The 13,326-nt window shown below is 42.9% G+C and carries 12 protein-coding genes; all 12 read right to left on the reverse strand.

Annotated features, from left to right (window positions below):
• Positions 1–28 precede the first annotated feature (28 nt).
• Entirely contained in the window at positions 29–955 is a 927-nt protein-coding gene (gene spoIIGA / locus OTG27_RS08730; protein WP_034313877.1) for a sigma-E processing peptidase SpoIIGA, read from the reverse strand.
• Positions 956–1,327: 372 nt separating this feature from the next.
• On the reverse strand, positions 1,328–2,485 hold the full coding sequence (gene ftsZ / locus OTG27_RS08735) for a cell division protein FtsZ (protein WP_034313879.1): 1,158 nt from the start codon (positions 2,483–2,485) through the stop codon (positions 1,328–1,330).
• 44 nt (positions 2,486–2,529) lie between these two features.
• Positions 2,530–3,828, reverse strand: a complete 1,299-nt coding sequence (gene ftsA, locus OTG27_RS08740; RefSeq protein WP_057278442.1) for a cell division protein FtsA — start codon at positions 3,826–3,828, stop codon at positions 2,530–2,532.
• 254 nt (positions 3,829–4,082) lie between these two features.
• Positions 4,083–4,448, reverse strand: coding sequence for a small basic family protein (locus OTG27_RS08745; RefSeq protein WP_034313884.1), 366 nt, complete (start codon positions 4,446–4,448; stop codon positions 4,083–4,085).
• On the reverse strand, positions 4,448–5,158 hold the full coding sequence (locus OTG27_RS08750; protein ID WP_268563903.1) for a DUF881 domain-containing protein: 711 nt from the start codon (positions 5,156–5,158) through the stop codon (positions 4,448–4,450). Before OTG27_RS08750 ends, OTG27_RS08745 begins: the two co-directional genes overlap by 1 nt.
• A 43-nt stretch (positions 5,159–5,201) precedes the next feature.
• Entirely contained in the window at positions 5,202–5,894 is a 693-nt protein-coding gene (locus OTG27_RS08755) for a DUF881 domain-containing protein (RefSeq protein ID WP_057278443.1), read from the reverse strand.
• Positions 5,881–6,663, reverse strand: a complete 783-nt coding sequence (locus OTG27_RS08760; RefSeq protein ID WP_268936721.1) for a cell division protein FtsQ/DivIB — start codon at positions 6,661–6,663, stop codon at positions 5,881–5,883. The genes OTG27_RS08755 and OTG27_RS08760 overlap by 14 nt, the downstream gene beginning before the upstream one ends.
• Before the next feature lie 130 nt (positions 6,664–6,793).
• Positions 6,794–7,702 carry a UDP-N-acetylmuramate dehydrogenase gene (gene murB, locus OTG27_RS08765; protein WP_063576912.1) on the reverse strand — a complete coding sequence of 303 codons (909 nt, stop codon included), beginning with the start codon at positions 7,700–7,702 and terminating at the stop codon, positions 6,794–6,796.
• Positions 7,703–8,056: 354 nt separating this feature from the next.
• On the reverse strand, positions 8,057–9,157 hold the full coding sequence (gene spoVE, locus OTG27_RS08770) for a stage V sporulation protein E (RefSeq protein WP_095389937.1): 1,101 nt from the start codon (positions 9,155–9,157) through the stop codon (positions 8,057–8,059).
• Positions 9,158–9,314: 157 nt separating this feature from the next.
• Positions 9,315–10,667, reverse strand: coding sequence for a UDP-N-acetylmuramoyl-L-alanine--D-glutamate ligase (gene murD, locus OTG27_RS08775; RefSeq protein WP_063576913.1), 1,353 nt, complete (start codon positions 10,665–10,667; stop codon positions 9,315–9,317).
• Complete coding sequence (gene mraY, locus OTG27_RS08780; RefSeq protein ID WP_057278446.1) at positions 10,668–11,645, reverse strand: phospho-N-acetylmuramoyl-pentapeptide-transferase; 978 nt, start codon at positions 11,643–11,645, stop codon at positions 10,668–10,670.
• A gap of 90 nt (positions 11,646–11,735) precedes the next feature.
• Positions 11,736–13,208: a UDP-N-acetylmuramoyl-L-alanyl-D-glutamate--2,6-diaminopimelate ligase gene (locus OTG27_RS08785; protein WP_057278447.1), complete on the reverse strand. Its 1,473-nt coding sequence runs from the start codon at positions 13,206–13,208 to the stop codon at positions 11,736–11,738.
• Between the last annotated feature and the right edge of the window lie 118 nt (positions 13,209–13,326).

Below are 13,326 nucleotides of genomic sequence, written 5' to 3' on the forward strand. Positions count from 1 at the left end.
GGGTCAAATTCAAGAGTGAATCGATGGTTCAGGAGGCAGTTTGCACCGGTATGCCGGTTAACATCTTCGGGTGAACGATAGATTGATAGCTATTGTCGGGAGAGAGTTGTTGAAAGGTAAACGAAATGAGACCCTGCTTGACATGAAATTCTTTTTCTCCTTGAACGATTTTAATATAATCCGGTTTGATTGCGGTTAACAGCTGATGTTCATGACCTACGACTTTATAAGGGATGACACGCATTCTTCCTGTCCATGAATATTCGGGCTGCACTTCCTGACTAATCAGGGTATCGGGGTTTTTAAAGAGCTCTAGCATATCATTCGGAATTCCCGTTTCCGCGCCTGAAAGAGAAATGATCATTACTGGGGAACGTGTAATCGGATCATATAGTTGATTGCCGCTATCCACCAATCCATGAAACGTTCCTTCAAAGTCAGAAATTTTAACCGAGACCGAAACCATTTGTTCATGTGTAAGCTTGGTCATTTCCATCCCTTCTAATGTTCGCTTGGAAAATTGCCATGCGAGCGGGAACCCGATCATGACGAATATCCAGCTGACAGGGTCGCCAAAACGATTGATTCCGGCATATTGACCAGGGTCCTTGGACACGATTTGGAATTCAAATAGGTAGTGAAGTCCCAGAAGGATTCCTCCCGATAAAAATGTCACAAAATATAAAGTGGCCACCGATTTCACGAAAAGTTTTAGCCTATTAAACCCAAAGGTTGCCAGCACCATGACCATGGATACTAAAATCTTCATGTATACCCGGTCGGCAATTGCATAAAAAGGAGTGAATGCCAATACGATAATGAAGGAACCAATCAGTCCGCCGATGCACACCCGCCAAAGAGCTACCCTTCGTTTGAGAATGATTGCGGTCCAATATAAAAGGAGGCAGTCAAATAACCAATTCAATAACCAGATCACATCTAAATATAAAGTCAAACACCCTCCCCTCCTTATATGAACTAACCTTCCACTAGCAAAAAGTATAGCGTACCTGCACTAAGAAAGTGTGTCACTTTTTGTACTGAAAACTTAAGAGTTTTTCAGTCATTTTTACCCTTTTTGTAGAAAATCAGCTATTGATATTTTCAATACTGTCTTAGAGACTATCCTGCTCCCTTTTACTGCTGTCGATTTATGTTATAAACGTTTAATAATTTCTCTCTCATCTTTTTACATTAATGAATGGAAGTGAGCAAAAGATGGAAGCTCCCTTCTGCCAGGCAACATCCAGCACAATCCCGTCTAGGTATGCATTTTATTAACGACAAAAAACCGTCCCCAAAATGGGAACGGCATATGACGTCGTTATTAACGGCGTCTATTACGGTTACGGAGGAAGGTTGGAATATCCAAAGCCTCATCGCCTTGATTGGCATTACGTGCAGGCTGTTCATTGACTTCTTCCCTCTTCACTTCACGCTTCACGTTAGACTGCGGCGTTTGTTGTGTCTGAGGTCTTGATTGCTGCTGCTGTCCGAGTGTTGGACGTCCAGTAGGCCGAATTGAAGCTTCAACCTCGTTAAAGCCTGTAGCAATTACCGTAACGACGATTTCATCTTTAAGGTTTTCATTGATAACAGAACCAAAAATCATGTTGACGTCTTGATCGGATGCTGTAGCCACGATATCGGCCGCTTCCTGGACTTCAAAAAGACTTAGGTTCGTACCACCGGTAATATTCATCAGTACACCTTGGGCGCCATCAATCGATGTTTCAAGCAACGGACTGGAAATGGCTTTTTTCGCCGCTTCCGCTGCACGGTTTTCCCCGGAGGAAATCCCGATTCCCATAAGAGCGGAACCTTTGTTGGACATGATCGTCTTCACATCGGCAAAGTCCAAGTTAATAAGACCTGGAACAGCAATTAAATCTGAAATCCCTTGTACACCCTGGCGAAGTACATTATCCGCTTCACGGAATGCTTCAAGCATTGGCGTGCTTTTATCGACGATTTCAAGGAGGCGATCGTTCGGAATGACGATGAGTGTGTCAACCGATTCCTTCATCGATGAAATGCCGCCTTGTGCCTGTGTTGCACGTTTTCGGCCTTCGAAAGTAAATGGACGGGTAACTACACCCACTGTAAGGGCCCCTAGATCTTTAGCAATGCCCGCTATGACAGGAGCTGCCCCCGTTCCCGTACCGCCGCCCATCCCAGCCGTTACGAATACCATATCGGCACCTTTAAGCGCTTCTTCAATCTGCTCTTTGCTTTCTTCAGCAGCTTTTTTTCCTACCTCTGGATTGGCACCTGCACCCAAACCGCGTGTAAGCTTCCCACCGATTTGCATTTTGATTTCTGCTTTTGATAGATTAAGAGCCTGTGCGTCAGTATTGACAGAAATAAACTCAACGCCCTGTACACCATGCTCGATCATTCTGTTTACCGCATTGTTTCCGCCGCCGCCAACACCTATTACTTTTATCGTTGCTAATTGTTCTAGATTAGAATCAAACTCCAACATGACAATCCTCCTATTTTGACGAAATTCCCGATTCTTAATGATTGTTATTCAAAAAAGTAACCCAGGATTTTTTTGAATTTAGATTCACCTTTTTCACCTTGTTTTTTAGCCGTGTTCTCTTTATTTTTCTGAGAAACCTTCTGGCTGCGCTGGTCGTTATCTTCTTGAGCTTGTCCAGCTGCTACAGGAGTTTTATTAGCGGTGTTTTTTTGCATTCTCTCTTTCTTGCATGCGTGTTTAATCAAACCAACAGCCGTGGTGTATTGGGGTTCCCTAACACCGATGTAATTGGGTTCAGCTGTCCTTACTCGGTTTTGGAACACATATTGAGCTAGCTCCAGGACACCCGGCATCTTGACGACGCCCCCGGTCAACACGAAACCACCCGGTATATCCTGGAAGCCAAGTCTCTTCAAATCATCTTGAATCAACTCGAATATTTCGGTCACCCGCGCTTCAATGATATCCGAAAGCATTAACTGGTTGCAGGTCTGTTGCTGATCGCTGCCGATGATCGGTATTTGGAATACTTCATCTTCAGACGCGTCATCATAATAGGCATGTCCATGCTTTACTTTTATTTTCTCAGCTTCTTCCATAGTCGTCCTTAGAACGATGGAAAGGTCCTTCGTAAGTGTTTCCCCGCCTATAGGTATCACAGACGTATATTGTAAATAGCCTTGTTCGAAAATTGCCAGGGTCGTGGAACCTCCGCCAATATCGACAAGTGCCACACCAAGTTCTTTTTCATCCTTGGATAAAACAAGGGAACCTGCGGCTAAAGGCTGAAGGGCGATATCGGTTATTTCCAATCCTGCCCTTTCCACGCAGCGCAGCGTATTATGTAAAATTGTCCGAAGACCTGTGATTAAAATCCCTCTCATTTCCAACCGGACACCTATCATGCCCCGTGGATCACTGATTTCATCAAGTTCATCAACTTTGTAGTGAATCGGCACCACGTCGATGATTTCCCTGTCGGATGGTATCGTTATTAACTCAGCTGCTTCCCTGACACGGAAAACGTCATGCTCGGTAATCTCTTTATTGTCACTGGATACCGCTACTACCCCATGACACGGCTGAAGCGTCACATGATTTCCACTTATGCCGACGATTACCTTTGTTATCTCCATCCCTATCATCCGTTCTGCTTGCTCTATAGCCTTTTGAATGGATTGGACGGTTTCATCTATACCGACGATCGAACCCTTTTTGAGCCCTTCTGATTTAACATTTCCTACACCGATTATATTTAATGTGTCATTGACCATTTCCCCAATGATAACTTTTACACTGGATGTACCGATGTCAAGACTTACGTATATTTCGTTGCTGTTCATTCCATGGCACCTCCTTCAGTTTATACATGTATTAGTAGAATAACATTTTTATATCGAAGACTTATACATTATAGAATAACAGAACTGTTTACAACAACTGACGAATTACATAGATAAGCGTTTCATTTTGTATTTCCCGAACAAAACTCGTACTTTATGGTGCATATTGTTCGCTTCTCTACGTGACTGATTTACTAAAAAAACTAGATACTGCCATAAACTATTCGTCATTTATAACTTAATTCCCTTTAAAATTATAGATTTTTTTTCTGCTTTTTCCGGGAAATGGACCATTTTTCAATCAGGATCCTTCTGATCAGGGCAATATTTTGAAAGAGCCTGACACCGAATACAAAGATTGCGGCTAAATATAAGTCTACACCAAGATGTACACCTAGAAAAGCCAAACCTGCGGCTAAAATAATATTAAAGAAGAATCCTGTTACAAATACAACTTCATCATAAAGATTTTGCAAATGGGCCCGTATCCCCCCAAATAATGTATCAAAAGCAGCAAGCACGGCTATGGAGAGATAATTTGAATATTCATGGGGAATATCAAAATCCACCAAAAAACCAAGGGTGATTCCAATCAACAGACCAAAAACTGAAAGCCACATCACGATTCCCCCCCATCCATAATGGGCTCCATATGTTCCACGTTAATAGCATTTTGGTAAGCCGGCAATGTCAACTTGCCGGAAGGCACCTTAATCTGCACTTCAAAATTGTCTATAAAGAAATCATCCATAAGTTCGGAACCTTCAATGCGCTGCTTCAGTTTCTTTGGATTAACGGTTATTGCCTGCATTTCGACCGGGTAATGAACCAGAGGATATCCGTCCATTTTCGGCTGCCCATTAATATCACGAATAACCGATGTTGATATATACCTTTGTCCTGAAATGGAAATTTCGTCAGCGCCATATCTATACATTTCATTAATGAGCCGAATGATCAATACTGGTGAAATATACTCGACCTTCTCACCAAGAAGGATATCGGCTTTGATAGGCTGTATTGATACGATTACCCCATTACCTTTTATTTCGGTCAAACCTGCGTCAGTCTTCAATTCGGTCAGGGTGTCACGCAAGACTTCTTCTTTACTCTCATTTTTCTTTGTTTCATAAGATGCTATTTTTCCCTCAAGCTTACTGATACCCTCTATTAATTCCGCCTGGGTCTGCTGTTCTTTCAATAAATCATTTTTCAGTTCCCACATATCCCTTGTATCGGATACGACAGGCTGATTCACCAAATTGAATTGAATAGCGAGCATGAAGCCAGCAATCAACGTAACCAAACTAAAAGAAAGCTTTTTTTTCATTTCCAGTTTCTCACCAATCTTTCATCGAATCCGGCGGTCACGATCACCCTCCAATAATTGGATCAAAAATGATATTCTTTTGCTTTTCCACTGTAAAGATAATATTCTCATTAACCAGCTGTTCCTTGATGCCACCCGGTAAATCCAGTGAAGCACCCAGGACTTCCGGGTCCCCTATCGCAGATATGATGAAGGGAGCAGGATGCTGATGGCCATCGATTGTTATCACAGGCCCATTACAGATTATGTATGAATCATGATTTAACCTTTGGCCGTTAATCGCAACAGCCTCTGCACCTGATATGTATAATTCATTGACGACCTTGAAGACATGCTGTTCATGGACGAGGTAATTATTAACATTGGCTTCTGATTCCATATCTGTACCATCTTCAAGCGTCACCTGAAGGCCTGAGCCTTTCACTTTCACTTTTCCGAGAAACATTCGGTATTTTTCCGTTTCCTTTGCCAAATTGAAAAAAAGCTGCTTTTCCTGAGCTAGGTCTTTTTCTATTTGGGATACATTTTCTTGCTTCTGGAGGAGTTCCTTCTGAAGTTCCCGGTTCTGCTTCTCTTGTTCGATCAGCTGCTGCCTGAGCTCATATTCCTGGTCCCAGGCTTTGTCCTTCCCTGCACCTTCACCTTCTTTGGTCAGATTGTAAGAGAAGGCAATCATGAATCCGAGAACCACGCAAACCAGGGGTAAAACCACCCGGTTGCCATTAATTTTCCTCATTGGTGTCTTCCTTTTGTTCAGCGTCTTCATATGCTTTAAAATAAGAACCCACTTCCAGATCGATGACTCCCTTTACATTTGGATCCAGCTGGCTGACTATCGATGGATAGTGAATCATTTTCTCGTATAAAGTCCGGCTTGTCGCACTTACTTCAAACCCATCGTTCATGAACATGACGATATGGTATCCATCGGTTTTTGTAGGAGCGTAATGAATTTCCGAAATGGCATTCTGAATCTCGTCAGGAAGCTTGTCCAGCTCTTCTAAAAGCAACTTTAATGCTTTACCCTCTTTGAAACCAATTAAAACAGGGGCAAATACTGGAATTTCTCCTGTTGCTAACTCCTCTAAAACGGACCCGTTTTCCAAAATGGGTGCAAACTTTCCATTATTGGACAGATATGCCATCCTGTTATGTTCCGAAACCGTAATTTTAATGGAATTAGGAAATACCGGTGTCACCTTAACGCTTTTTATTTCTTGATTTTTTTTGATATTGGCTGCCGCTGTCCCTGTATCAACCTTCCAGATGCTTCGATCCTTCTTCACCTTACTCAATTTAATGATCTGTTTGGAAGTAATATAACGATTCCCCTCTACCTGCACGGATTTCACATAGCTCAACGGGGATAGGAAATATAGCACACAAGCAACAAGAATGAAGAAAAGGGACAGCAAAAGAACAAGTCGCCTGTTTGCTTTGCTTTTTCTTAATTGTTTTAATTTCGGGATGCGGTCCTCAATGGAAACGATTTTTCCCTTTTCCATCCCCTTCACCTCTTCCTGAAAAAATGGATGGTTCTTGACAGTGCGAAATCAAGACAAACTCAATATTATGTTCTTAACAAACTTTAAAGGTAACACATTATATCACAATATTTGGATATAATGAATCCCGTTATTTTCTTCCGATAATTTCCACTTCTGTTTCCATTTCAACTTCAAATTTATCATATACAGTATCCTTCACATGCTGTATCAAGGCTTGAACATCCGCTGCACTTCCATTACCTGTGTTAACGATGAAGTTCCCGTGCATCGGTGAAATCTGGGCTCCGCCAATAGAATGTCCCTTCAGGCCTGCATTCTCGACCAATTTACCAGCATGGTGTGGAAGTGGATTCCTAAATATGCTCCCGGCACATGGAAGATTATACGGCTGGGTATCTTTACGATAATTCTTGTTATTTTGCATTCTTTCAACGATTTCGGTTTTATCCCCCTCTGTCAATTGAAAAATTGCTTCCAGTACGATACCGGGTCTTTTCTTCTGAAGCAGAGAAGTTCGATAAGAAAACTCCATTTCCTCTTTCGAAAGCCAAGCTAGAGTTCCATCTTCAAAAAGAACATGTGCCTGCTTGAGTATTTCACTCATATCGGAACCATGTGCACCAGCGTTCATATAGACCGCTCCGCCGACGGAACCAGGAATCCCACTGGCAAATTCCAATCCTGCATATCCTTTTTTACTGATTTGTACGGAGAGGCTGACAAGTGATACCCCAGCTCCTGCTTTGATCTCCGTCCCATTTATCTCGAGATGATCAAGTCCTCTGCCCAATTTAAGCACGGCACCTTCAATTCCGCCATCACTGACCAGCAGGTTCGAGCCCCTGCCGATCACCCTCCACGGCATCCCATTTTCTTTGATGACCTGCATCGTTTTTTCTATATTTTCAATGGATGACGGCACGATGAATAAATCAGCCGGCCCCCCAATTTTCATAGTTGTATGATTTGCAAGCGGTTCCTGTTCAAGAACTTTGCCGATTTTCATTTCAGTTAATTGCTTTATCACATTATCCATGATAAACCTCCTTGTTGTTCCAAAATTCCAAGTTATAATTTTCATTTCCTCTTCCATGAGGTCACTTATATTACAAGATTAATAACGCCTTTTTAGCAGAAAAATGAACAGAAGCAAGCCCCAGTACGGCCTAACCCTCTTATACTATAGTCTAAACAAAGACGTATTGCCAATATTTATTGTGGATTCCCCAACATTCATACATGGTAATATTTAAGCGGCATTTCATTTATTTCTAATTTTCGGCAAGCCCCCCCAAAAAATCGTTTTTCCTGGAAGGGTTTTCAACGTAAAAAAGGGAAGCCCTGCGTTCAACAGGACTTCCCTTTTGCCAAACCACATTTTTTTCTTATTTCAGAACCTCGAATATCGGCTAATATTCAGGAGCACCCCAATCGCCATCAACATGAGCGTCAGCGATGAACCGCCATAACTTAAGAGGGGCAAGGTGATACCCGTAACCGGCATAAGTCCCGTTACCACCCCTATATTGATCATCACTTGAATGGCGACCATTGCAATGATTCCTACCGCTACAAGGCTCCCGTATAAATCAGGGGCACCAAGTGCGATCCGAATGCCCCGCCAAAGCATTAGCGCAAATAATAAAATGACAAGAGAGCCCCCGATGAAGCCAAGTTCCTCGGAGAGTATGGCAAAAATGAAATCAGTCTGCGGTTCGGGTAAATAGAAAAACTTTTGGCGGCTTTGCCCGAGTCCCAATCCGAACAACCCCCCTGGCCCGATTGCATAAAACGATTGAATCATCTGAAATCCACTGCCCAAAGGGTCTTCCCATGGATCCAGAAAAGACGTGATCCTTTTTATCCGGTAGGGCGCTGACAAAATCAGACCGATAAAACCTGCTACCCCAATTAGCCCCAAGCCGACAAAATGACTGATTCTTGCCCCGGAAATAAAAATCATGACAATGCACGTTCCAACCATTACCGTTCCCGTTCCAAGGTCTGGCTGTAACATGATCAAACCAAATGCCAAAAACACTAAACCCAAGGATGGAAGCATCCCTTTTTTAAAGGAGGTGATCAGCTTTTGCCGTTCTGATAAAAACTTAGCTAAAAAAGCGATCATCGCCAGCTTCATGAACTCAGAGGGTTGGACCGAAAAAGCACCTACACCAATCCAGCTCCTCGAACCATTTCTCGCCATCCCTATACCTGGTACAAGCACAGCCAGTAACATAATGAAACAAATGATGATAAGGATTTTGGCCCATGTCCGCCACGTCCAGTAATCCACATTCATGATGAAAAACATGGCTATGACACCGACGCAGGCAAAAAGCAACTGCCTTTTAGCAAAATAAAACGAATCATCAAATTTATATGTTGCCCAAATGGCACTCGCGCTGTAAACCATGATTAATCCAACAGTCAAAAGACTTAAGGTGACGATAATGAGAATGAGATCAGGATTCGATTTTTTTAATGGCACGGACATCCACCTCTAGGAAGTTTTTAGCCTACGAATATAAACATCAGTGCTGATTGCTTGTCAGCACTGATGTCAAAAAAAAAGCGATAACGGCTCATTATCGCTTTTTTTCATGGTGTCAACGTAGAAGCAGGTTCACTTCTCTCTGCGAAAGCTCTTACTTAAGTTTATGCACGGCCTCCATAAACATGTCTCCTCTTTGCTCAAAAGTTTTATATTGATCCCAGCTTGCACAAGCCGGGGAGAGAAGAATACAGTCGCCTTCATTTGATAATTCAAATGCAGCCGGTACGGCCTTTTCTACATTATCGACACGTTTTATATTCGCTATTCCTATTTCTTTGGCTACCCGTTCAATTTTTTCCGCCGTTTCGCCAAAAGTTATCACGGCTTTGACATTTTTCATCGCCGGTTTCAACTCATCAAATTCATTTCCGCGATCCAGACCGCCTGCCAATAAGATGACCGGTTCCGTAAAGGATGTTAACGCTTTGGATGCTGCAAGAATGTTCGTCGCTTTCGAATCATTATAAAATTTACGGTTATCGATCGTTGCCACGAACTGCAGACGGTGCTCCACACCATAAAATGTTTTCAATACAGTCTGAATGGCTTCATTAGCTACACCCTTAAGCTTGGCCGCTGAGATGGCGGCGAGCACATTTTCCAAATTATGCTTCCCGGGAAGGGCTATCTCTGAAACTTCAATGATTTTTTCCCCTCGGAAACAGGCGGCACCATCTTCCACATAGGCTCCATTCTCATGTTTCACTTCAGCTGAAAAAGGTACAAGTTGAGCCTTGGTCTCTTTCGCCATGGATAAAACAAGATCTTGATCTGCATTATAAATCATGAAATCTGATGCTATTTGATTTTTCGTGATGGCAGCTTTTGCTTCGACATATTCCTGTTTGGAACTGTGATAATCCAAATGTGCATCATACAAATTTGTCACGATTGAGATTTCAGGACGAAATTCGTCTATTCCCATTAACTGAAACGATGATAATTCTATGACGATCGAGTCATCTGGTTTTGCATGTTCAGCAACTCCAGAAGCCACTGTCCCGATATTACCGGCAATCAGCGGGGATTTTTCACCGGACTTCAACATTTCGTATATCAATGTTGTCGTGGTCGTTTTCCCATTTGTACCAGTGATTCCTATGAAAGGTGCTTCACTTATCTGGTAGGCCAGTTCAACTTCCGTGATAACAGGGATCCCTTTTTCCAATGCCCCTTTTACGATAGGGTTCCGATAGGGGATTCCCGGATTTTTCACGATCAGCTCGAACCCCTCATCCAGAAGCTCGATTGGATGACTGCCGCAGATGACTTTGATTCCCTGTTCAAGAAGTCCTTGAGCCTCAGGATTTTCCGATAATGGCTTCATGTCATTAACCGTCACGAAAGCACCTAATTTATGTAGAAGCGAAGCTGCCATCACTCCGCTTTTTGCCAAACCCAATACTAATATCTTTTTCTCTGAATACTTTGCAGTCTCTTTCACTTATATCCACACCTCTAAATAGATTCCGAGTACCGCACACAGCAGCCCCACTGTCCAGAAAGTGACGACGACACGCCATTCCGACCAGCCGGAAAGCTCATAATGGTGGTGAAGCGGACTCATTTTAAATATACGTTTACCAGTCGTTTTAAAAGATCCTACCTGAAGGATGACCGAGAGCGTTTCAATGACGAAGACTCCGCCAATGATTACCAGGAGGATTTCAAGCTTCGTTAACAAGGCGATGGTTGCGATCGCTCCCCCAAGGGCCAAGGAGCCCGTATCCCCCATGAAAACCTTTGCCGGGTGTGCATTGAATACCAAAAATCCGAGTACTGCACCGACAACCGCCACCGAAAAAATGGCGACATCATATTGTGACTGACTCCAGGCCAAAATGGCAAAAGCACCAAAGGCAATGGCTGATGTCCCTGAGACAAGTCCATCAAGCCCATCCGTCAAATTGACGGCATTCGAAAAGCCTACCAGCCAGAATATAACGATGAACAGATAAAACCAGCCAAAATCAAAAGAAAAGTCAGTGCCTGGAATCGTCAATTCAGGATTAAAACGGTCTGTCTGCTTGAAGACGAAGTAAAAGATGACCGAAATCACAATTTGTCCAAGCAGTTTTTGCTTGGAAGTCAGTCCCAGGTTACGCTTCATGACCACTTTGATGAAATCATCAAGGAAACCTAATAAACCAAAACCTAAAGTAACGAATAATAATAAATACGTTTCGGTTGAAGGTGCCGAAAATTTCAAAGTCATGACTAGTGTAGCGATGGTAACAGATAATAATATGACCAAACCGCCCATGGTGGGTGTTCCCGTTTTTTTCAAATGCGATTGCGGGCCTTCTTCCCTAATACTTTGCCCGAATTTCAATCTTCTTAAAAACGGGATGAAAATCGGCGAAAGAAGAACGGTTACTAAAAACGCCACCAAAATCGTATAAAAAATCACTTGTTCCAACATTCCTTATTCCCTCATTCCTAACACAATTCAAATATTAAATTCTGCTTGATGTCTTTTCCTATTTTGTTGCAGGGCAATTTCAGCATTGGTTCAAACTGAACCCAAACGACTTTGAATCGCCTTTTCCGCTTCCTCACGGTCATCGAAGTGAAGCACTTCGTCACCGACCAATTGATAGGTTTCATGACCTTTTCCAGCAATTAATATAACGTCGCCCTCTTCCGCCTTGGAAACTGCGTAAGCTATCGCCTGCCTGCGGTCTTCAATAACCGTATATTCTTTGCCTGCTACACCAGCTTCCATATCCCGGAGGATCTGGGCAGCATTTTCACTGCGTGGATTATCCGAAGTGAAGATCGGGTCAGTCGCCAAGCTGCATGCAATTTGCGCCATGATTGGACGCTTTGTCTTGTCTCGGTCCCCGCCGCAGCCCACTATCACGTAAATTTTCTTTCTAGCAAACTCACCAACAGTCTTCAGAACATTTTCCAAACTGTCCGGAGTATGGGCATAGTCAACAATGACCGGGAAGTCCTGATTCGCTGAAATGAGCTCAAAACGGCCTGCTACACCTTTTATATCCTCGATGGATCTAATTGTCTCATCCAGATCGTTACCGGCGCACAAAGCAGCAGAGATGGCAGAGAGTACATTATAAACACTGAATTTACCAATTAGCTTCAGCTGAATGTATCGCTCTTCTTTACCTGCTGTCAAGGTGAACGATGTGCCATTTGCATCAATTTTTATATCCTTGGCCCTGATATCCGCTTCATTGTCTATGCCGTATGTAACGACTGTAGCGGCAGTCGCCTTAATGAAATCGGCAGTTGCCTCATCATCAGCATTAAGCACAGCATATTTAGGGCGATTTTCTATGTAAGCATTGCCAAGCTGTGAGAAAAATAAGGATTTTGCCTGCCTGTATCTGTCCATGGTTTTATGAAAATCCAAATGATCCTGTGTGAGATTCGTAAAGACGGCAATATCATAATCACAGCCATGGACGCGCCCAAGCTCAAGTGCATGCGATGAAACCTCCATAATGGCCGTGGAGACGGATGCTTCGGCCATTTCATGAAAAGCCTTCTGCAGTGTAACGCTATCTGGCGTCGTATTCTTGGTTTCATATACCGTATCGGCGATTTTTGTATACATCGTGCCAATCAAGCCTGTTTTTTCATGTCGATCCTCGAAAATCTTTTCCAATAAGTGACTGGTCGTCGTCTTTCCATTCGTTCCTGTAATTCCGATCAAGCGCATCTTTTGAGTCGGATGGCCATAAAATGCATCGGCAAGAACCGCCATTGCCCTGCTCGAATCCCTGACTACGATCACGGGAACATCGAGGTCAAGCGGCCTTTCGGCAATGACTGCTGCAGCTCCATGCTCTACAGCAAGTTGGGCAAAATCATGACCATCGACTGTATAACCTTTTATACAAACAAATAAACTTCCGTCTATGACTTTACGGTTATCATTTTCAATGGAGGTGATTTCAGGATTTTCTCCTTCATACGTAAATAAGGAGTGTAAATAAGATAATAATTTGTGAAGCTTCATTTTTCCATCCCTCTCAACTTAATTTGAGGATTCATTATATGTGATTAGCCTTGGCTTGTCGAGAAACCAATTTTAATTATACGGGGTTATCCCGACTCCGTAAACAAAGCGGCTGATG

Origin of the sequence: Peribacillus sp. AS_2, from assembly GCF_026891895.1 — a bacterium.
Classification (GTDB): domain Bacteria; phylum Bacillota; class Bacilli; order Bacillales; family DSM-1321; genus Peribacillus; species Peribacillus frigoritolerans.